Genomic DNA, 20,172 nt, shown 5'->3' with positions numbered 1-20,172 from the left:
GTGATGACACGCTCGGACTTGTAAAGCCCGGCATCCTTCAGTGCGGCGAGTTCGGTGCGGAGGTGGGAGAGGAATTGCGAGGTCATTGAATGCCCTTCTTGTGATGTTTCCCGATGCCCTGCACTAGCACATAGCCAAGCGCCTGTCTTGCCGTCCTCAACGTTGCACAGCGATCAGCAGGAACATCGGCCTATCCATCTCTTCAGCCCACTCGGGATGATCGCGAAGCTGCTCGTCGCCCGGCCGCCATTCCTCGACGTGGCGGATCGAAAAGCCATTTGCGATCAGGGTGTTGAGGGTGGTTCCAAGCGTACGGTGATACTTCACGACGCCCTTTGCGAGCCAGTCCGTTGTGCGCTTGCCTTCGCGTGAATAGCCATCAAGCGGCCAGATCCGCCGCCCCTCGCGATCCGCCGTCCAGCCGGGATTGGCCGGCGCCATATAGATCGGATGCTCGATCGTGAAGACGAAATCGCCACCCGACACAAGCGCGCTGTGGATGGTGGCGGCCAAGCGGCTGAAATCCTCGATGTAGTGAAATGCCAAGGAACTGTAAGCGAGATCGAATGATGCCGGTGGCAATTCGAGCGTTTCGAGGTCGGCGATCTCGTAACGAACGGTGGAGTCGACGGTCTCCCGTTTGGCCCGATCGATCATTCGCTCCGAGATGTCAAAGCCGAGGACGCTTCTTGCACCCTGCCCCGCAGCGTAGCGGGCAAACCAGCCGAAGCCGCAACCGAGATCGACGACGCGCTTGCCTGACAAAGCCGGCAGCACCGTCTGGATGGACTCCCACTCCGCCGCGCCATCGAGCCCGTGGAGCGAGCGCGAAAGCTGGCTGTATCCTTCAAAGAATTCAGGCTTGTCGTACATATTTTGGGCCATGGCCGTATCCTTTCAGCCCGCCCATATAGACACACCTCGCCCGATCTCAATGTTTCATTGATAGCCTCACATCGCGGCGACTCCTGGCGCACGCCGCCGTTATTTGCCCGGCAGCATCGTCTGAAGGACGCCATCGCGACGCACGAGCCCGTGAAAGAGCGCCGCCGCAAGGTGCATCAAGACGAGAGCGAAGAAGGCAAAGGCCAGATAGAAATGCGCGCCCCAAAGAAGCGCATGAAGGCTGTCGCTCTGCGGCACGATCGCCGGAAGCCGCAACCCGCCGTACAGCACGATGGGGTAGCCGGCCGCCGACATCATGGCCCAGCCGATCAAAGGCATACCGATCATCAGCGCATACAACGCGACATGAGATAGATACGCCGCAAGCTTCATCGGCTCCGGTAGATCGGCAGGCAAAGCCGGAGCCCCCGATATGAAGCGAACCACAAGGCGAACCAACGCAAGAACGAGAATGGCAATGCCCAGCGTCTTGTGTGTCACCAGCAACGGCACGTATTGCCGCCCGATGGTGGACACCATCCCGACACCGATGAAGAGCATTGTCAGGATGCCGATCGCCATCACCCAATGCAACAGACGCTGGAGGGTGCTGAAGTGCGTGTTCGTGCCCGTCATGGCTTTACGCTCGCTGCTGTTCGGGGATAATGGCTTGCTTCCGAGGTGCGCAGATCGAAGGATTTGGCATAGGCAGCGGAGCGGGCTGCCGGGAACGGATCGTCGGAAACCTTGATGCCATCAGGCAGAATGGTCGGATCGAAATTGATGTCTCGACATGGGCCGTCGGCCTCCGGCTCGATTTTCTGCACGACCAGCGTACCGGGTTCAACGGTCCGTCGCTCCGGCGGCCAGGCCTTTGTCGGATCGGACGTCGGATCGGATGGCTCGGCGACCGTCAGCACGAGCGTCCAGCGTTGCGGCGACGTCGCGACGCGTTCGGCAATCTCGTCCTCCAAGTGATTGGGACCGAGCTTGGCAAAATCCTCGCTCGTGATCGGCATCGCTTGCGCGTCTGCCCGCAATGACCAGCGAACGGCGTGCTCATTGCCCGCGCCATCCGTGAAAATGAATGCATTGAGGCCGTTGAAGGTTACTTCCGCGTAGCTGGCAGTCCAGGGAGCCTTCGTTGCCCATTCGCCGAACGCGGCGAACTCCGGATGAGCCCCCACGAACGTTTTCATTGCCGCGGGATCCTTGCTCCCGGCCGCCTGCAGCAGCTCATAGAATCCCTGCGGCGTGGACACGGCAAAGACCGGCGGATCGATCATCGCCATCCGCCAGACCTCCCCGTCTGGTGTCGAAATCTGCACGCCGAGCCCGCGCACCCTAACGGTGGGATCGGCCGCGTTCGGGTCGGGTGTCGCCAGGTTGAAGCGCCCCACGACCGGATATTGTCCCGCCGCGAATACGGTCGCCCGCGACAGCGCGACACCATTGCCGTTCGCTTCGAATACGCCAGTGAAGCAGACACCCTTCGCGTGATTTCGCCGATGGCCAAGAGCGGGTCCGCCGGGAGGCGCCAAGGCACTGACAAGCTTTGTGGAGGTAAGGCGACCCGGGGAAAGCCACCCGGCTGTGTACGCAAAAGCGCCGGCGCCAAAGGCGACCACGGCAGCAATTAACACCAAAGATCCTAGCGCTGAACGCTGCTGCGATGGCGACGGGCCTGGCATCCAACACTCTCCGTTTTGTCAGTCGGGGTACTGTGGGCTGTTCTCTGCAATGCTGGGAGGTCAGTTCACGTAAGCCGAACAGCCGCACCGAGCACACTAACTGGGCGGCTATCCCATTATTTCCGTTGCGAAAGATGGCACCGTTGCGCCACGAGGTCAAATGCCTAGCTGTCGTGGCTGAGGATCACGTCCAGAAACGCGTCTCCGTAGCGCTCAAGCTTCGACTGGCCGACGCCGGAAACACTGAGCATTTCCTTATGCGTGCGCGGTCGCTCCGTCGCGAAGGCGATCAGCGTCGTATCCGGGAAGACGACATAAGGCGGAACGCCGAGCGAACGGGCAATGGCTGTCCGCTCGGCACGCAGCGCTTCGAAAAGCACGTTGTCGTCACCGGCCAGCACCGACCGACGCTCGGCCTGCGCCACGCGCTTCGAGCGGCGTTCGGCAACCGGGCGATCCTTGCGGAAAAAGACCACCCGTTCATGCTTGAACACGGCGCGGGCCTCCGGCTCCAGCTTCAAGGCCCCGAAGGCCTGCTGATCGACCCTGACCAACCCCATGGCGAGCAATTGCCGGAAGACCGATTGCCAGGTGCGCGCCGGCAGATCGTTGCCCGCGCCGAAGACCGGCATCGTCGTGTGGCCGAAGCGCTCCGTCTTCTCGTTGACGTTGCCGAGCAGGACATCGACCACATGCCCGGTGCCGAAGCGCTCGCCTGTGCGATAGATCGCCGCGAGCGCCTTGATCGCGGCCTCGGTACCGTCCCAGGTTTCAACCGGCTTCAGGCAGGTATCGCAGCCGCTGCACTTGCCGGCATACGCCTCGCCGAAATGCGCGAGGATCGCCTGACGCCGACACGAAGCAGTCTCGCAAATTGCCAGCAGCGCATTGAGCTTGGAACGCTCTACACGTTTGATATCGTCGGCCGCTCCACCCTCGTCGATCATCCGCCGCCGCTGGATGACATCGGCCATGCCGTACGCCATCCAGACCTCGGACGGCAGACCGTCACGCCCGGCGCGACCGGTCTCCTGATAATAGGCCTCGACCGAGCCCGGCAGGTCGAGATGCGCGACGTAGCGAACGTTCGGCTTATCGATCCCCATGCCGAAGGCGACAGTTGCAACGAGACAAAGCTCTTCCTCTTTCAGAAAGGCGTCCTGGTTGGCGTCCCGAAGTGCCCGGTCCATGCCGGCGTGGTAGGGCAGCGCTCGGATGCCGTGGCCGTTCAACCACTCGGCCGTATCCTCGACCTTGGCGCGCGACAGGCAATAGACGATGCCGCTGTTGCCCTTGTGGCCGGCGAGAAACCGCAGCAACTGCTGGCGCGGCTGGTCCCGCTCGACGATCTCATAGGAAATGTTCGGCCGGTCAAAGCTGGTCGTGAAGACCTTGGCATTGTTCAGCGCCAGGCGCTCGATGATATCCTCGCGGGTATGCGGGTCTGCCGTGGCCGTCAACGCGATGCGCGGCACACCCGGGAACTGTTCCGCAAGCTTGCCGAGCTCGCGATATTCGGGGCGGAAATCATGTCCCCATTGGGAAACACAGTGCGCCTCGTCGATAGCGAAAAGCGAAATTCTCGCATTACCAATCGTATCGCGAAATCCATCCAGAAGAATGCGCTCGGGTGTGACGTAGAGGAGATCGAGCTTGCCCGTGGAAATCGCGCGGCGAACGTCGATGAACTCCTCGCGCGACAGCGTGGAATTCAGCGCCGCCGCCCTGATGCCGATCTGCTTCATCGCTTCCACTTGATCGCGCATCAGCGCAATTAGCGGCGAAACGACAATGCCGAGACCCTCGCGGCAGAGCGCCGGAATCTGGAAGCAGAGCGACTTGCCCGCCCCGGTCGGGAAAAGAACGACGGCATCTCCCCCCGAGACGACATGATCGACCACTTGCTGCTGCTTGCCACGAAAGGCGGGATAGCCGTAGACGCGGTTGAGAATCGCAAGTGGCGACCGCTCGGCGCCGAACAACGCATCGCCAGCGGAAAATTCTCGGTCCTTCGGATCCCTCAATGGCTCGCCGCTCCCTTGACGCGACCGGAGAGCACGCCGAAGCCGTCAATGATTGCTTCCTGATTCTCGAGGCGAAGCCCTTCGAAATGGACCTCCTGGAGCGCGCGCATCAGCTGGTCGATCACGTCCCCGTTGCCGGCCTCGGTCGCTGCGGCGATCTCACGCTCAAGTTCGATCTTCTGGAAGCGCAAAGCCTTGGCGCGTTTGTGGAAGGCGAGCGCCTGCCGGTAGCCTTCGCGTGCATCCTCCATCGCCGCCTCTGACGTGGCGATCCAAAGCCGGGCGTTGCGGATTTGCTGCTCAAGACCCTGCAGCAGCGCGCCAAACCCCTGCTCCTCCATACGCTCCAGCAGGTATTCGCGCGTCAGGTGCGGCCCGGCGACGGCAGCGGCAGCGCCGAGCATCACCGACCAAAGCCGCTGCAGTTCGCGGTTGTCGTAATCGATGGAAGCGATCTCATCATATTCGTCCTGCATCAAGGCAGGATGATTGATGACGGTCAGAGCCAACACGCTCTCGCGCAACGCCGGTGTTTCCTGATGGCCCTTCACCAGTCCCGAGCGCGCCAGCCGATCTGAAATGCCGCCTCCGGAAAGCCGCGGACCACGTGGGCCTTCGTTGCCTCGGCCACGCGATTGGCCGGAGCCGCGATCAAAGCTTCGCCGCTCATTGCCGCGATTCTGGAATTGCGGCTGAAAGAAGCTGTTCAGGCGGTCGCGCATATCCTGTTGGTAGTGCCGGCGCACATTTTCATCGGCAATGACGGCAACCAGCTGCTTCAACCGCGCTTCGAGCTCCGCTTTCCCTTCGGGCGTCTCGAACTGCCCGGTATTGATCTCACGGCTCCAGATCATTTCTGCCAGAGGCTTCGCTTGGCTCATGACCTTATCGAAAGGTGCGCGGCCCTCGTCGCGGACGAGATCGTCCGGATCCTTGCCGTCGGGGAGGAGAGCAAAGCGCACGGTACGCCCCGGCTTGATGTGCGGGAGCGCAAGATCGGCGGCACGATTGGCGGCGCGAATGCCGGCGCCGTCTCCGTCGAAGCAAAGTACCGGCTGTGGCGTCATCTTCCAGAGGAGTTCGAGCTGGTTCTCGGTCAGAGCCGTGCCGAGCGGCGCCACGGCATTCTCCACACCGGCCTGATGCAGCGCGATCACGTCCATATAGCCTTCGACGGCGATGATCGTGCCCTCACCGCTTGCACCCTGCGTCGCACGGCGGGCGCGCGCGAAATTGTAAAGCACATTGCCCTTGTGGAAGAGCTCAGTCTCATTGGAATTGAGGTACTTCGCGGGAGCATCCGGTGACATCGCACGTCCGCCGAAGGCGATGACCTTCTCGCGGGATGACAGGATCGGAAACATGATGCGGTCGCGGAAGCGATCATAGGAAACCGGAATATCGGGACCATGGACAACCAGACCGCACGCCTCGATCTGCTCCTTGCCAACACCCTTTCCTGCCAGAAACTCCTTCAGGGCATTGCGGCTATCAGGCGCGAAGCCAAGCCGGAAGGTCTCGATCGTCCGTCCCGTCAGCCCGCGATCACGGAGGTAGGCGCGCGCCCGCGCGCCATTCGCCGTCTGCAACTGATCCTGGAAGAACGTGGTCGCTAGTTCCATCACGTCGAGAAGCGAGGTACGCTCCTTCTCGCGCTTCTCCATGACCGGATCGGCAATCGGCATGGCAACGCCCGCCATGTCAGCGATCTGCTGCACGGCTTCCGGAAAACTCAATCCCTCAAGGTCGGTCAGGAAGCGGAAGTGGTCGCCGGTGACGCCACAGCCGAAGCAGTGGTAGCGTCCCTTGCGGTCCTCGCAGTGAAAGCTCGGTGACTTCTCCCCGTGAAACGGGCAGCAGGCCCAATAGTCCCCGCGAGAGACATTGGTCTTGCGTTTGTCCCAGCTCACGCGACGACCGATTACGTCCGAAATCGGCACGCGATCGCGTATCTCGTCGAGAAAGGAGTTGGAAAAGCGCATTGGAACCTCTTGATTGGGGTCCATATAAGCAGGTTCGTCAGCACATGCCACGGCATTTGCCCAAACGACGCGCTATTCACAGGATCGTCGCGCCATCGGAAATTGTCCCATCAGCGCGTTCAAAAATGCGTTACCACCCCTGCGACATGGGGTGCGACACTGACAGGCCGAGCCCGCCTTTTACGTGTATGCAACGTCAGCATCGGGAGCGACGAATTTCTTGCCGATCGTCAAAAATCGATGGCAGAACAACGGCTTCTGGACCGCTGTGAACGGTGTTTTCCTGCACCGAAGTCACAATCCTTAGCGCAAATGCCACACCTGAGGCAGGCTCCGGCGCCAATCATTATTTTTTTGTAATTTGAATCACTTGCCGCGCCGCAATAACCTCAGGGTCAACAAAGCGATCCCCAAGCGAGGCACCATCCCTACCCCCGGCGCCGCCTCGCGAGGGTGCCTTTGCGAGTACCCGCTGGCTTGGATCTCGGTCCTGCGTCGCCACCGGAAGCAAAGAGCAAGAAGGCAGGAGCACCCCCAGCTCCTGCCTTCTTTAATTTCGCCCCTAGGTTTCATTTTTTGATATTTTCGTCGCCACCAGCGGCCGCAGAAGGCATTGACAGTTATCGCACGATGCCCAATGAAGCGAGATAGCGGGATGGTCGAATGCCACATAGAGTTGAAGATTTTTTAGAAAGCGATGCCTTCTTTGTGGCCGTATTGCATTGCGCCCGCGAAATGCTGGCGATCTATCGCGAAAGCCCGCGTATCGCTTCGATCTTCGCCGCTCAACAGCGCTGGCTGATGGCCCATGCCGGTTTCGCCCTTCATTTCGGCTATCCCGGCGAACCGAAGCTAGGCCTCTATTCGGGCCGTTTCATCGCCTTCGTTGTGGCGAACAGGATTGCAAGCCGCAATACCGCCGCTGCTTTCATCCAGGAAATGCTCGCCTACCGGTTTCTTCGCCCTGTCGAGAGCGCAAGCGACAAGCGCACGCGCCTGTTGGAGCCGACCGAGACCGCCCACGAACACTTCTTCCGATGGCTCGCCACCCACCTTTTCATTCTTGATAGTCTGGACGGCGGCAATCGGCTGGACCGGATCAACGCCGATCCGTCTGCCTTCGCCAAGATGCAGCCGCTGATTTCCAAGGCGATCATCGATAGCGACGCCGTGCGCGATCCCGGCGCAACATACAATTTGTTCAACTGGGCCAATTCCGGTGGCCTGATCATGGACTACCTCATGAGCCGCATCGACACCTTCGATCGCAGGTCGGATCGGGTCGACATCGGGCGATTGTCGCTAAAGGACATCCGTGACCAGTTCATGATCTCCAACACGCATCTGAAGCGCCTGCTGACGCAGGCCTCGGAAATGGGAAGCGTCGGCTGGACTCAGCCGCCCTACAAAGGCGATACCTGGCTCTCGCAGGGTTTTGTCATGGAATATTGGGGCTACCAAGCAGCCAAGTTCGCCGTTGTCGACGCTGCCGCGGAGGCGGTGCTTGGGCCCGCCGCCGGGAAGACGGCGAGCCTGCGCTGATCAGTTCAGCTGCTCCTTGACCGCGCCGGAGGCCTTGGAGAAATCCATCTGGCCGGCATAGCGCTCCTTGAGCACCGCCATCACCTTGCCCATGTCCTTCGGCCCGGCAGCACCGGTCTCGGCGATGATCGCCGCAATATTGCTGCGGACTTCCGCGTCGGAGAGCTGTTTCGGCAGGAAGTCCTGCAGCACGGTGATCTCGGCGCGCTCCTTGGCAGCCAGCTCCGGCCGGGCGTTCTCTTCGTAGATCTTCGCCGATTCGTCGCGCTGCTTCACCATCTTGGCAAGGATCTGCAGAATCTCGTCGTCGCTGGCCTCTTCCTTGCCTGCGCCGCGATTGGCGATGTCACGGTCCTTGATCCCGGCCTGAATCAGGCGAACCGTCGAGAGACGCTCGGCGTTCTTGGACTTCATGGCATCCTTGAGGGCGGCGGCGAGTTGATCGCGCAACATCATAATCACTCCTGTTTGGTTGCCGCTTCATAAACCACGCGAATGCATGGGATCAAATAAATTGCGGAAAACGACGGCAGAAAGCGCGAGAAAACCGGCAGAATGTGCGGTACAAAGATTGACCTCGCGCAATAGCGTGGCTATTTACCGCCACCTGCACCAAAATTCGTGATCAGGCCTGAGAGCGCGCGCCTTGCCGCGTGCGTATGCTTGCGAACCAAATGGCCGGCCAACGTTGCCCAAGGACGTGTGGCCGCCGGAAACGGGATGAAGATGACCGCGACAGCACCCTGGACAACCGAAAAGCCGACCGCCCTGCTCGTTCTCGCAGACGGAACCGTCATTGAAGGCAAGGGCATCGGCGCGACCGGCAAGGTCCAGGCCGAGGTGGTCTTCAACACGGCGCTGACCGGCTACGAGGAGATCCTGACCGACCCTTCCTATCTCGGCCAGATTGTCACCTTCACCTTCCCGCACATCGGCAACATCGGCACCAACGACGAAGACATCGAAGACCTGACGCCGGCGGCACGCCACGGCGCGGTCGGCGTCATCTTCAAGGCCGACATCACCGATCCGTCCAACTACCGCGCCGTCAAGCACCTCGACGCCTGGTTGAAGGCTCGCGGCATCATCGGCCTCTGCGGCATCGACACGCGTGCGCTGACCGCCTGGATCCGTGAAAATGGTTCCCCGAACGCGGTCATCGCCCATGATCCGAACGGCGTCTTCGACGTCGAGACGCTGAAGGCGGAAGCCAAGGCCTGGAGCGGCCTCGAAGGCCTCGACCTCGCCAAGATCGCTTCGTCGGGCCAGTCGTCGCAGTGGGCGCAGACCCCGTGGATCTGGAACGAAGGCTACGGAGAGCTGAGGGCCGAAGACGCCAAGTACCACGTCGTCTGCCTCGACTACGGCGTAAAGCGCAACATCCTGCGCCTCTTTGCCGGCCTTGACTGCAAGGTCACCGTCATGCCGGCGACTACGAGCGCCGAGGAAGTTCTCGCCATGCAGCCCGACGGCATCTTCCTGTCGAACGGCCCGGGCGACCCGGCCGCAACGGGCGAATACGCCGTTCCCGTCATCCAGAAACTGATCAAGACCGACATTCCGGTTTTCGGCATCTGCCTCGGCCATCAGATGCTGGGACTCGCGCTCGGCGCCAAGACCGAAAAGATGCACCAGGGCCACCACGGCGCCAACCATCCGGTCAAGGACCACACCACGGGCAAGGTCGAGATCGTCTCGATGAACCACGGCTTCGCGGTCGACACGAAGTCTCTGCCCGATGGCGTTGAAGAGACTCACGTTTCCCTCTTCGACGGCACCAACTGCGGCCTGCGCGTCGCCGGCAAGGCGATCTTCTCGGTTCAGCACCACCCGGAGGCTTCCCCCGGCCCGCAGGACAGCCACTACCTCTTCCGTCGCTTTATCAATCTGGTGCGCGCGAAGAAGGGCGAGGAAGCCCTCGCAGAGCGCTGAGACGCATTCCTGCAATTCTAAAGCCCGCTCCGGCGGGCTTTTTTATTTTTTGCAGCTATTACGCGCAGCTGCGACCGCAGCCACGCGATATCCGTTTGAAAGGTGCCGCAACTGCTGATTTACTGCATTTCAGTGAGGGAGGCAGCCATGAGGTGCTTGATACTAGCAGTTGCGTGCTTGCTCCCGACGGTATCTCTTGCCGCCGGGCCTGTGAAGGTCGATGCAAAAGATTACAGCTGCGCGCAGCTCGCGCAGATCATACGCCAGTCCAAAAAGGTCTATGTCCGTCTCGGCTTCGGCGGCCGCAACTTTCGCTATCCGCCGGCGCAGTGTGGGCCTGGCGACAAGCTGAGTACGGCAAGTTTGCGTGACGGCAGCGGGAAACAGTGTCTGCTGGACTACGCCTGCGTCAATGATCCGATGTCGATGTATAACTACTAGGCTGTAGGCCACTGGGGGCTCGAGGCGAGCAGGCCGTCGGGTTGGTGGCGCGCCTATGCTGGAACATATGTCAACCTGATCACGTCTGCGCCGATTCGATCGCTCGCGACCAGGCGCAGCGGCGGCCGCGGGCCTGCAAAAAGCGGTTTGCCGCGACCAAGCACGACGGGATGGAGGTACAGCCGATACTCATCGACCAGACCGAGATCGGTCAGACTTCGCGCCAACTCAGGCCCGGAAACTTCAATGTCCCCATCCAGTCGCGTTTTCAGCCCGCGTATCGTCGTCTCGACGTTATCCACGACAAGGGTGGCGTTCGGCCCTACTGATTGCAACGAGCGCGACACGACCCATTTCGGTTGGCGCCGCCATGCCGCTGCATAGTCGCGCTTCGCGTCGTCCCACTCGGAACGGTCGTCGTCCCAGTACCGCATCACCTCATACATGCGACGACCGTACACACTGCCGGCAAGGCCGCGAACGTCATCAATGAAATGACGAAAGAGCGCGGGATCAGGCGAAAATTCCGTATGGTCGACGTAACCATCAAGGGACTGGTTCAAAGCAAATACGAGCTTCGCCATGCTGCAGCTCTCCCCCAAGTTGCTGAAATACGGCTTGGCCGATGCTACGCAGAAATGAGGTTGGCTACAATCCGATGCCGCTTCGTTGACCAGATCACTCCGAAGGCACCGCTCTCCGGCCTGCACGCACAAGCGGATCGGGTCCTCACGACCGCCCATGATCATTTCGGGCTTACGGGTTCACCGCCTAACCGCAGCGTCAGCCCCGATGTCGTCCATTCGCCCATGCTCGCCAGTGGACATTGTTGTTTCGGCCTATTGACCTCAACTTAACTTGAGGAATTACACCCGCGTTGGTGACATCCAAAGCAAAGGAGATGAGGATGAATGGAGAGTTTTACCGGATCGACAAGTTTGCGGTTCCGGAGGCTGCGCGCGAGGAGTTTCTGATGAACGTGCTGAAGACGCACGAGGTTTTGCGGGCGCAGGACGGTTTTATCAGCCATCAGGTGCTGGAACAGGTTTCCGGCCCGGGCGAATTCAATTTCGTGACGATTGCCCAATGGGAAAGCGCCGAGGTGATCGAACGGGTGAAGGCTGCGGTGCAAGCCGCCCATCGCGCCCGAAACTTCGATCCGCAGGCGCTGTTTCAGCGGCTCGGCATTCGCGCCGACATTGCCAACTACAAGCCGGTGGCGGCTTGATTCCGAATTGGCCGGCTAGACGCCGGCCATATCCTTCTCGCGACGGAGAAGCAGGTAGAAGCGTCCGCAAAGCATCACGGCTGCCGCCGCAAGCCCGACCAGGAAGCCGAACCAGATGCCGATACCACCAAAGCCAAGCGGGAACGCAAAGGCCCAGGCGAGGAAGAACCCGATCGGCCAATAGGCAATCAGCGCCAGAATCATCGGCACGCGCGCATCCTTCAGACCACGCAACAATCCATTGGCGATTGCCTGCAGGCCATCGACCAACTGAAACAGACCCGCCACGACGATCAGCGGCCCGGCATAGGCAAGCACCTGCGGCGCCTCCGGTAATTTGGTATCGAGGAACCAGCTTCCCAGGAATTCAGGAACGGCAGCAAACACAATGCTACCGGCGACAGCAATCACACAGGCGATGACGACGACAGCGATCGAGGCCCGCACGACTGCAGTGTAATCACCCTGCCCATGCGCTACACCAACCCGAACGGTTGCCGCCTGCGACAAGCCGAGCGGGATCATGAAGGCGATCGAGGCCCATTGCAGCGCGATGCCGTGAGCGGCAAGCTCGATCGTTCCGATATGCCCCATCAGCAGCGACGCCACGGTAAAGAGGCTCACCTCGGCCAGGATCGTCACGCTGATCGGCAGACCGAGACGGACAACCTCCCAGAATGCCTTCCAGTCCGGACGCCAGAAGCGCACGAAAATTTCGTAGCGTCGCGTCTCCGCCCTGCTCTGGACATAGCCAACGATGAACAGGAAGCCGGCAATCTGCACGACCACTGACACGATCGCCGCGCCCTCCAGGCCCATCGCCGGAAAGCCGAAATGGCCGAGCACCAGCGCATAGGCAAAGAAGGCGTTCAGCACGAGCATTGCGATCGTCACGTTCAGAATGACGGCCGCACGCCCGATCGCGCTCACCAGCGCCCGCATGACGTTATAGAGCAGGCCAGGCAGCACGCCGAACTGGCCGATCAGGATGTAGCCATGCGCCAGTGCCGCCACGTCCGGCTTCTGCCCGGCGGCGAGCAATATCCGCTCAGAGTTGAAGAATGCCGGCAGCATGATCACCCAATAGGCCAGCACGACCCATAGACCCATGCGCAGCGAGCGGCGCACGCTGACGACGTCGCCCTTGCCGTAGGCTTGTGCGACCATCGGTATGACAGCAATGGCAAAGCCCGACCCAAAGACGAGGATCGTGAAAAGGAACTGTGCCGACAATACCATCGCAGCCAGATTCTCCGCACCGAGACGGCCGACGATCATCACATCGGTCGTGTTGATGCCAAGCTGGGCAAGCTGCGCGCCGATCAGCGGGATGCCGAGCGCCAGCGTCGCGCGGAAATGCGCAGCCCAATGGTTATCGGTTTTCGGCGCAAGCTTGCGCGCGTCGATCGGCGTGTCCATGACACTGTTCCTGTGATTGAATTGGTGATGGCCGCAACTTGCGGCAAAGTAATCAACAGGGCTTAGTTCAAAGCCCGGCAAAGAACTACGCAAAACTGTGCAAATGATGAAAAATTCATCATCGCATCACGAATTCTGATGGCTCACTCCGCTGGCTGTTCCACGACCTCGGCGGCTTTGATCGTGCGCACCCTCGCTAGAAACACGAGGGCTGCAATCAGGATGATGACGGCCGCGAGCAGATATGGAGCTCCGGCGAAGCGCACCGGGGCCTCTGGCCGCGTGAAGTAGCCGAACAGCTGGGTAAAGATCAGTGGCCCGACAATTGTCGTGATGCTGCTGAGGCTGGTCAGCGCCCCCTGCAACTCTCCCTGAGCCGACGGCGGCACCTTGGCTGCAGCAATACTTCTGAGCGGCGGATCGGCGACGTTCTCCATCACGGTCAGCACGATAACAGTATAGACCATCCAGCCCTCCCACGCGAAGGCGTAGCCGGTCAGGCCGACAACGGAAAAGGATAAGCCAAGCACAGCCGTCTTCCACTCGCCAAGTACCGGCACAATCCTCGGCAAAATGACAGCCATGACGAAGGCCGCACCGATCCCATAGATGCCGAGTGATAGGCCGATCTGCCCCTCGCTCCAACCGTAGCGATAGGTCGATACGAAGGACCAGACGGCCGGATAGACGGCATGCGCCAGCCAGAAGAGGAACATGACGGCACAGATCGGGCCGATGCCCGGATAGCTCCGCATCTGCTTCAGCGTGCCGAGTGGATTGGCGCGTTTCCATTCGAAGGCCCGACGGTGCCTAGCGTCCAAGGTCTCGGGCAACAGGAAGTAGGCCGCAACGAAATTTGCGAATGAGAGCGCCGCGGCTCCGAGGAACGGCACCCGGGGTCCGAATTCGCCGAGGACGCCGCCAATGACCGGTCCGATCGTGAAACCGACGCCGAAGGCAATACCGATCAGCCCGAAATTCTTGGCGCGATTTTCATCGTTGCTGATATCGGCAATGTAGGCGGAACAGGTCGCAAAACTGCCGCCGCTAAGGCCGGCCAGCGCCCGGCCCACGAACAGCATCCAGAAGCTGGTTGCCACCGCACAGATGAAATTGTCGATAGCAAAAGTCAGCACCGACAGCAGCAGGATCGGACGTCGCCCGAAACGATCGCTGAGATTGCCGAGAAATGGCGCAAACAGGAATTGCATGCCCGCATAAACGACGAGCAGCCACCCGCCGTCGAGGGCTGCGTCGCTTACCGAGCCACCCGTCAATTGCTCCAAATACGCCGGCAGTACCGGCATGATGATCGCGATCCCGATCACGTCGAGAAACAGGATCATGAAGACGAGGAAGAGGCCACGACGAACGAATTTCGGATCGAGCATCAGAGATCTCTACAGTAGGTTGTTTTCTGGAAAGACGAACTCGTCGCCGATCATGTTACATAGCTCACGCATATTAGCGAAACAATCCGTGAACATTTCAAATCTTTTGATAGGCGCACGACTTCTGTTGATGGAGAAGCGGAACAAAGGCAGATTCTAGCCGCCTTTGACCCGTTCGCCTTTGACGAAGTCGACAAAAGCGCGAAGCGAGGGTGGCAAATGCTTACGACCGGCATAGTAGAGAAATGGCCCGGAAAATTCACTCACCCATTCTTCGAGAACAGGCACGAGCGCACCCGTTTCGACGGCCGGGGAGACGACCTCCTCGAATGTGCGTATGATCCCAAGCCCCGCAACGGCGGCAGAAACTTCCATATCGATTGCATTGGCGACAATCGGCCCCTTCGGCGTAATCATCAAGGTTTCTTCGCCGCGCTCGAACTCCCATGGCAAAGCGGTTCCGCTGAGGAAGCGGTGCCGGACGCAATCGTGCTCAAGCAGATCGCGCGGGTGCTTGGGTACACCACGCCGCGCCAGATAATCCGGCGCGGCGGCCGTGACATATCTCTGCCTGCGCGGCCCAATTGGCACAGCAATCATGTCCCGCTCGAGACGCTCGTCATAGCGAATGCCGGCGTCATAGCCGGCGGCAAGCACATCGACGAAAGAGTCTTCGCCGACGATCTCAAGCGAGATCTGCGGATAACGCCTCAAAAAGCGATTGGCGAGATCGGGCAGAAACAGCCGTACGGCGATCATCGGCACGTTGAGCCGCAACGTCCCGCTCGGGTTGTCGCGAAATGTGTCGAGCTGCTGGAGTGCCTGGGAAACTTCCCCTAGAGCGGGTGCAAGCCGCTCGAGCAACCGTTCTCCCGCCTCCGTCGGTGTGACACTGCGCGTCGTTCGATTGAGCAGGCGAACGCCGACGCGCTCCTCGAGGCGGCGCAGCGAGTCGCTGAGCGACGAAGCCGAAACGCCACGCTTGCGCGCCGCCGCGCGAAAGCTGCGCTCCCTTGCAATGGCTGTGAAGGCATCCACATCATTGAGGGGAAGGTCTTCCATCGTGCATTTTCCCGTACAGCCCGTTCACATTTGCATGGATTATCGCACGAAGGCCGGCGCGCTAAAACTCGTCCGAACATCAACACATGCATGGAGACAGAAATGGAGATGCATCGATTGGGAAAAACCGGTCCCATGGTGTCGGCGATCGGACTCGGCTGCATGGGCATGTCCGGCATGTACGGGCCATCCGACCGCAGCGAAAGCATCGCAACGATCCACGCGGCTCTCGACGTCGGCATCAATCTGCTTGATACCGGCGATTTCTATGGCATGGGCCATAACGAAATGTTGATAGGCGAAGCGCTGAACGACCGTAAGCGGGATGAGGTCGTCATCAGCGTCAAATTCGGAGCGCTACGCGATCCGGTCGGCAACTGGAGCGGTTACGACTCCCGCCCGGCGGCGATCAAGAACTTCCTTGCCTATACGCTGAAACGCCTCGGCGTCGACTACATCGATGTTTACCGCCCTGCGCGCCTGGATCCCAATGTTCCGATCGAGGAGACGGTCGGCACGATCGGCGACATGATCAAGGCTGGTTATATAAGGCATGTCGGCCTGTCCGAAGTCGGCGCGGACAGCATTCGCCGGGCGGCGAGCACCCATTCGATCTGCGACCTGCAGATCGAGTATTCGTTGATCTCACGCGGCATAGAGGACCAAATACTGCCGACCTGCCGCGAACTCGGCATTGCCATTACCGCCTACGGCGTTCTCTCACGCGGCCTGATCAGCGGCCATTGGCAGAAGGGACAGGGAAGCGGCACCGGCGATTTCCGCGGCATGAGCCCGCGCTTCCAGGACGGCAATATCGATCAGAACCTCGCGCTCGTGGAGGAGTTGCGCAAGATCGCGCAGGCGAAGCAGGTATCGGTGGCGCAGATCGCCATCGCCTGGGTGTCCGCTCAAGGGCAGGACATCGTGGCTCTGATAGGTGCACGGCGACGCGACCGGCTGACGGAGGCACTCGGCTCACGCGCTGTGCAATTGTCCGCAGAAGACATGGCTACCATCGAACGAGCCGTCCCCAAGGATGCTGCAGCCGGCGCCCGCTATCCCGAAGCCCAACTCAAGCACATGGACAGTGAAAAGTGATCTGGTCCAGCCTCGCCCCGCGGGAGAGGCTGCCGAACCTCATACGGGCCCTGAGAACGTATCGCAGGCGGACAACTGCCCACTGTCGAAGCCGCGTTTGAACCACCGCGCCCGCTGCTCGGACGTGCCGTGGTTGAAACTCTCCGGCACCACGTAGCCCTGGCTGCGCTTCTGCAGCGTGTCGTCGCCGATCTTCTGCGCGGCGTTCAACGCCTCCTCGAGGTCGCCGGCTTCGAGGATACCCTTCTGCTCGGTGAACTTGCCCCATATGCCAGCGAAGCAATCTGCCTGCAGCTCTACACGGACCGACAACTTGTTCGCTTCCGTCTCGCTCATCCGCTGGCGTGCCTCATTGAACTTAGGCAGGATGCCGAGCAGATTCTGAACATGATGGCCGACCTCGTGGGCAACCACGTAGGCCTCTGCAAAATCGCCGGAGGCGCCGAATTGGCGGCTCAGTTGGTTGAAGAAGGCAGTGTCGAGATAGACCTTGTGATCGCTCGGGCAATAGAACGGCCCGGTCGCTGCCGAGGCAAAACCGCACGCTGACTGCGTCTGCCCGGAAAAGAGGACGAGCCGAGGCTCCTCGTACTGACGGCCCTGAGACTGGAAGATCCCGTTCCAAGTGTCCTCGGTCTCGGCAAGGACGGTGCGAACGAAGGCGGTCATTTCATCGTTGGCGGGCGTCTGACCGCCGGACTCGCTCTGCTCATAGCCTGGGCCGCCCGTCGTCGTGCCGCCGTCCATGATCTGTAGCAGGTCGATACCCATGGCCTTCAGGACAAGATAGATGACGACCAGGAATATGATGGTGCCGATGCTCAAGCCGCCGCCGCGCCGGCCCATGCCGCCGCCCGACGGAAAACTGAAGCCCCCTCCTCTGCCCAATCCGCCCATGGAAGGATCGCCACGGCGATCTTCGATATTGTCGGACTGGCGCCGGCCTTTCCATTCCATAATGGTTCTCCCGGACTAAACCTTCGGTCGTTATCTATATATCTCGGCGATCAGGAAATTCCAGCTATCTCGGGGCGGCAGCCTTGCCGAAAACGGCAGGTCAATCGTTTGCTAGATTTTGTGTCTGCGCGTAGTCAGGCGATTGCGACCGCTGCCTCAGGGGCGTCCGCGACTGGTCCGCGGTCGCGTTCCAACATCCGTTTAAGCGCAAAGTGGCTGGTGCCCACGACGAGTAGTGACGCATAGCCATCCACCGCGTAGTGCCAGCCCAGATAGACGGAGCTGGCCATGACGAACGCGGTGTAACAGAAGGCGATGATACCCAGACGGCGCGAAATCTCCGCCGCGAAAAATGCATTCAGCGCAACCAATCCCACGTGCACGCTGGGAAACGCTGAGATGCCGGAGCCGAGCCCCGGTGTATGGTGCGTATGAAGAGACCAAAGGTAGCTTTGAACCATGCTGGTGGTCGTGGGGCCGTCAGGCGATGCCAGGAAGCTCAATAGTTCCGCAAAGCGCTGGGTGTCGCCGGTCACTGCCCCGTAGAACACTGGCCCGGCGGACATGAAAAGACCCGCGAGAATGTTTCCGCAGACCACCCAGACCAGCATGAACATGCCAATATAGCGGACGCGTACCGGAGCCGCTCGCGGCGAGGTTGCTACGTAGAACAGCGTTCCGAAGCAAACCGCGAACCACAATACGCTGTAATTCCAATCCACGAGTTTGACGATCGCATCGTGCCCGGCAATCGACAGTAGGATCTTCCAGGGGTCTGGGCCAAAGGATAGCAGTGCATCCGTCTTTGCAAGCCATTGGTCGTAGAGAAAGCCGCCTCGAATAACCGGCAACAAATTCTTGATTGTTGTGAACGTGCCCTGAAAGACCATCAGCGCCATCAGCAACGCCATGCCTGAAAGAAGATGAGCTAACCGATGGGGTGAGAACACTCTTCGTGTCGCCAGCGATCTTTTCGCCCCAAAGCGAAGCAAGATCCGTGCGTAGTCAAAAATGCCGGCTATGAGCGGCATTAAAAACAGAAACAGGTAGGTCCATTGGTCGAAATACAGCCCGAAGGACATCATCTCGACGTGACCGTAAGCGACCAGCAACAGGACACCAAGTACGAAGTAGAACAGAACCACCAGATAGAGCCAACCGTCCGCCATTAGTCGGTGGCGGACATGCGGCAGCAACTCGAAGGTCCAAGCTCTCAGATTTGCAAGTGCTTTGTCACGATCAGCCATTGTGATTCTGGATGCCCGCAAGCAAACCGCCTTTTGGTCTGCAATGCCAAATAGAAAGCACACTAAGTATTAATTTTCACGAACCAGTACTATTAAAAACGTCGACCGGACGAACATTTTTGCATGGAAGCCAAGGAGCACTTCCAGGACATCGCTCCTTGACGACACACCGACAATCGGGCCTCCTTGCACAACGAAGGCTGAGGAGGAGACAGGCGATGAAGGCGGTGCGGCTCGAAGCGCCCGGGAAGCTGGTTCTGTGCGAGATGGACCTGCCAGAACCGGCTCAAGGCGAATTGCTTGTCCGCGTGGAGGCCTGCGGCATCTGCGGGACCGATCGCCATCTGTTCAAGGGAGAGTTTCCTTCCAATCCACCAGTCACGCTCGGCCACGAGTTCACCGGGATCATCGAAAAAATAGGCGGCAGTGTCAGCGGCTTTCGCGAAGGCATGCGCGTCACCGGCGATCCCAACATTGCCTGCGGCCGCTGCCCCGAATGCCAGCGCGGCCGCGTCAATCTGTGCCGCAAATTGCAGGCGATCGGCATCCATCGCGACGGCGGTTTTGCGGAGTATGTTTGCATACCGCAGCAGCAGGCCTTCGAGTTGCCCGATGCACTGCCTCCCCTCCACGGCGCCTTTTGCGAGCCGCTTGCATGCTGCATCCACGGAGTCGACCTCGCCGAAATCCGCACCGGCTCTTCCGTCGTCGTGCTTGGCGGCGGTGTGATCGGATTGCTGGTCGTTCAGTTGGCCCGGCTGGCGGGAGCAACCAATGTCGTCCTCGTGACCCGCAGCGAGGAGAAGCGTCGGCTCGCCGAGGAGCTTGGAGCGACCGCCAGCGTAGACCCTTCGACGCGTGAGGTCGTCGCGCACCTGACGGCGACGGACGGCGTGCTGCCCGGCGGCGCAGACGTCGTGATCGAATGCGCCGGCGTTGCCGAGACGATCGAGCAGGCAGCAAGCCTCGCACGTCGCGGCGGCACGGTTGTGATCCTCGGCGTCATGCCGCAGGGTGTGAAGGTCGCGATCGAGCCGTTCGATCTCCTCTTTCGCGAGATCAAGCTCACAAGCTCGTTTATCAATCCCTTCACGCACCGGCGGGCCGCCGATCTCATTGCGTCAGGCACCATCAAGGTCGAACCGCTGATCTCCCGTCAAATCGGCCTCGAGGAGGCCGTCGAAGTCATCTCCAACCCTGCTCGAAAAGGCGAGATCAGGGCGCTCGTGGTGCCGGGCATCCGCTAGGCTCCGGCAAGAGCCGCCAATTCCTG

General features: G+C 60.4%; 18 protein-coding genes. 6 read left to right on the top strand and 12 right to left on the bottom strand.

All coding sequences use genetic code 11. The features are described from left to right. Positions 1–156 precede the first annotated feature (156 nt). The 5 genes from FHT76_RS27510 to dnaG form a co-directional block, all read right to left on the bottom strand. Positions 157–885 carry a bifunctional 2-polyprenyl-6-hydroxyphenol methylase/3-demethylubiquinol 3-O-methyltransferase UbiG gene (locus FHT76_RS27510; protein WP_183861090.1) on the bottom strand — a complete coding sequence of 243 codons (729 nt, stop codon included), beginning with the start codon at positions 883–885 and terminating at the stop codon, positions 157–159. A 99-nt stretch (positions 886–984) separates the two neighbouring features. Continuing rightward, positions 985–1,521 carry a cytochrome b gene (locus FHT76_RS27505; protein WP_183861092.1) on the bottom strand — a complete coding sequence of 179 codons (537 nt, stop codon included), beginning with the start codon at positions 1,519–1,521 and terminating at the stop codon, positions 985–987. After that, on the bottom strand, positions 1,518–2,576 hold the full coding sequence (locus tag FHT76_RS27500; RefSeq protein WP_183861094.1) for a catalase family peroxidase: 1,059 nt from the start codon (positions 2,574–2,576) through the stop codon (positions 1,518–1,520). The genes FHT76_RS27505 and FHT76_RS27500 overlap by 4 nt, the downstream gene beginning before the upstream one ends. A 164-nt stretch (positions 2,577–2,740) precedes the next feature. After that, a complete protein-coding gene (gene recQ, locus FHT76_RS27495) occupies positions 2,741–4,600 on the bottom strand; it encodes a DNA helicase RecQ (protein ID WP_183861097.1) in 1,860 nt (619 codons plus the stop codon). Further along, complete coding sequence (gene dnaG, locus FHT76_RS27490; protein ID WP_183861099.1) at positions 4,597–6,582, bottom strand: DNA primase; 1,986 nt, start codon at positions 6,580–6,582, stop codon at positions 4,597–4,599. The genes recQ and dnaG overlap by 4 nt, the downstream gene beginning before the upstream one ends. A gap of 663 nt (positions 6,583–7,245) precedes the next feature. On the opposite strand from dnaG, the gene FHT76_RS27485 reads away from it, so the two are divergent. Then, positions 7,246–8,124 (top strand): hypothetical protein, encoded by an 879-nt coding sequence (locus FHT76_RS27485; protein WP_259129475.1) that lies wholly within the window; start codon positions 7,246–7,248, stop codon positions 8,122–8,124. Here FHT76_RS27485 and FHT76_RS27480 read toward each other — a convergent pair whose 3' ends face one another. Then, a complete protein-coding gene (locus FHT76_RS27480) occupies positions 8,125–8,577 on the bottom strand; it encodes a GatB/YqeY domain-containing protein (protein ID WP_183754780.1) in 453 nt (150 codons plus the stop codon). It lies immediately after the preceding gene. 273 nt (positions 8,578–8,850) lie between these two features. Between FHT76_RS27480 and carA the strand changes: the two genes are divergently transcribed. Next, positions 8,851–10,056 (top strand): glutamine-hydrolyzing carbamoyl-phosphate synthase small subunit, encoded by a 1,206-nt coding sequence (gene carA, locus FHT76_RS27475; protein WP_183754298.1) that lies wholly within the window; start codon positions 8,851–8,853, stop codon positions 10,054–10,056. Between the two features lie 147 nt (positions 10,057–10,203). Further along, positions 10,204–10,497 (top strand): hypothetical protein, encoded by a 294-nt coding sequence (locus FHT76_RS27470; RefSeq protein WP_183861103.1) that lies wholly within the window; start codon positions 10,204–10,206, stop codon positions 10,495–10,497. 53 nt (positions 10,498–10,550) lie between these two features. Here FHT76_RS27470 and FHT76_RS27465 read toward each other — a convergent pair whose 3' ends face one another. Next, complete coding sequence (locus FHT76_RS27465) at positions 10,551–11,081, bottom strand: dihydrofolate reductase family protein (RefSeq protein ID WP_259129474.1); 531 nt, start codon at positions 11,079–11,081, stop codon at positions 10,551–10,553. A gap of 323 nt (positions 11,082–11,404) precedes the next feature. Between FHT76_RS27465 and FHT76_RS27460 the strand changes: the two genes are divergently transcribed. Next, complete coding sequence (locus FHT76_RS27460; RefSeq protein ID WP_183861107.1) at positions 11,405–11,725, top strand: antibiotic biosynthesis monooxygenase; 321 nt, start codon at positions 11,405–11,407, stop codon at positions 11,723–11,725. Between the two features lie 15 nt (positions 11,726–11,740). Here the strand turns inward: FHT76_RS27460 and FHT76_RS27455 are convergent, their stop codons facing one another. From FHT76_RS27455 to FHT76_RS27445, 3 genes are all read right to left on the bottom strand, one after another. After that, positions 11,741–13,144 carry an MATE family efflux transporter gene (locus FHT76_RS27455; RefSeq protein ID WP_183861109.1) on the bottom strand — a complete coding sequence of 468 codons (1,404 nt, stop codon included), beginning with the start codon at positions 13,142–13,144 and terminating at the stop codon, positions 11,741–11,743. Positions 13,145–13,287: 143 nt separating this feature from the next. Beyond that, positions 13,288–14,535: a TCR/Tet family MFS transporter gene (locus FHT76_RS27450; RefSeq protein ID WP_183861111.1), complete on the bottom strand. Its 1,248-nt coding sequence runs from the start codon at positions 14,533–14,535 to the stop codon at positions 13,288–13,290. Positions 14,536–14,691: 156 nt separating this feature from the next. Continuing rightward, complete coding sequence (locus FHT76_RS27445) at positions 14,692–15,597, bottom strand: LysR family transcriptional regulator (RefSeq protein WP_183861113.1); 906 nt, start codon at positions 15,595–15,597, stop codon at positions 14,692–14,694. 102 nt (positions 15,598–15,699) lie between these two features. Between FHT76_RS27445 and FHT76_RS27440 the strand changes: the two genes are divergently transcribed. Beyond that, a complete protein-coding gene (locus tag FHT76_RS27440; RefSeq protein ID WP_259129473.1) occupies positions 15,700–16,695 on the top strand; it encodes an aldo/keto reductase in 996 nt (331 codons plus the stop codon). A gap of 39 nt (positions 16,696–16,734) precedes the next feature. Here the strand turns inward: FHT76_RS27440 and FHT76_RS27435 are convergent, their stop codons facing one another. Continuing rightward, complete coding sequence (locus FHT76_RS27435; protein WP_183754280.1) at positions 16,735–17,652, bottom strand: neutral zinc metallopeptidase; 918 nt, start codon at positions 17,650–17,652, stop codon at positions 16,735–16,737. A 134-nt stretch (positions 17,653–17,786) separates the two neighbouring features. After that, on the bottom strand, positions 17,787–18,899 hold the full coding sequence (locus FHT76_RS27430) for a phosphatase PAP2 family protein (RefSeq protein WP_183861115.1): 1,113 nt from the start codon (positions 18,897–18,899) through the stop codon (positions 17,787–17,789). Positions 18,900–19,117: 218 nt separating this feature from the next. On the opposite strand from FHT76_RS27430, the gene FHT76_RS27425 reads away from it, so the two are divergent. Continuing rightward, entirely contained in the window at positions 19,118–20,146 is a 1,029-nt protein-coding gene (locus FHT76_RS27425) for a zinc-dependent alcohol dehydrogenase family protein (protein WP_259129472.1), read from the top strand. Positions 20,147–20,172: the final 26 nt, after the last annotated feature.

Source organism: Rhizobium sp. BK176, from assembly GCF_024808055.1.
The sequence above is the reverse complement of the archived record's forward strand: the minus strand, read 5'-3'. Positions and strand labels throughout refer to the sequence as shown.

Excerpts from the sequence above, each read along its gene's own strand:
- FHT76_RS27510 (WP_183861090.1), bottom strand. The coding sequence starts at position 885 with ATGGCCCAAAATATGTACGACAAGCCTGAATTCTTTGAAGGATACAGC.
- FHT76_RS27505 (WP_183861092.1), bottom strand. The coding sequence starts at position 1,521 with ATGACGGGCACGAACACGCACTTCAGCACCCTCCAGCGTCTGTTGCAT.
- FHT76_RS27500 (WP_183861094.1), bottom strand. The coding sequence starts at position 2,576 with ATGCCAGGCCCGTCGCCATCGCAGCAGCGTTCAGCGCTAGGATCTTTG.
- dnaG (WP_183861099.1), bottom strand. The coding sequence starts at position 6,582 with ATGCGCTTTTCCAACTCCTTTCTCGACGAGATACGCGATCGCGTGCCG.
- FHT76_RS27485 (WP_259129475.1), top strand. The coding sequence starts at position 7,246 with ATGCCACATAGAGTTGAAGATTTTTTAGAAAGCGATGCCTTCTTTGTG.
- FHT76_RS27480 (WP_183754780.1), bottom strand. The coding sequence starts at position 8,577 with ATGTTGCGCGATCAACTCGCCGCCGCCCTCAAGGATGCCATGAAGTCC.
- carA (WP_183754298.1), top strand. The coding sequence starts at position 8,851 with ATGACCGCGACAGCACCCTGGACAACCGAAAAGCCGACCGCCCTGCTC.
- FHT76_RS27470 (WP_183861103.1), top strand. The coding sequence starts at position 10,204 with ATGAGGTGCTTGATACTAGCAGTTGCGTGCTTGCTCCCGACGGTATCT.
- FHT76_RS27465 (WP_259129474.1), bottom strand. The coding sequence starts at position 11,081 with ATGGCGAAGCTCGTATTTGCTTTGAACCAGTCCCTTGATGGTTACGTC.
- FHT76_RS27460 (WP_183861107.1), top strand. The coding sequence starts at position 11,405 with ATGAATGGAGAGTTTTACCGGATCGACAAGTTTGCGGTTCCGGAGGCT.
- FHT76_RS27455 (WP_183861109.1), bottom strand. The coding sequence starts at position 13,144 with ATGGACACGCCGATCGACGCGCGCAAGCTTGCGCCGAAAACCGATAAC.
- FHT76_RS27450 (WP_183861111.1), bottom strand. The coding sequence starts at position 14,535 with ATGCTCGATCCGAAATTCGTTCGTCGTGGCCTCTTCCTCGTCTTCATG.
- FHT76_RS27445 (WP_183861113.1), bottom strand. The coding sequence starts at position 15,597 with ATGGAAGACCTTCCCCTCAATGATGTGGATGCCTTCACAGCCATTGCA.
- FHT76_RS27440 (WP_259129473.1), top strand. The coding sequence starts at position 15,700 with ATGGAGATGCATCGATTGGGAAAAACCGGTCCCATGGTGTCGGCGATC.
- FHT76_RS27435 (WP_183754280.1), bottom strand. The coding sequence starts at position 17,652 with ATGGAATGGAAAGGCCGGCGCCAGTCCGACAATATCGAAGATCGCCGT.
- FHT76_RS27430 (WP_183861115.1), bottom strand. The coding sequence starts at position 18,899 with ATGGCTGATCGTGACAAAGCACTTGCAAATCTGAGAGCTTGGACCTTC.
- FHT76_RS27425 (WP_259129472.1), top strand. The coding sequence starts at position 19,118 with ATGAAGGCGGTGCGGCTCGAAGCGCCCGGGAAGCTGGTTCTGTGCGAG.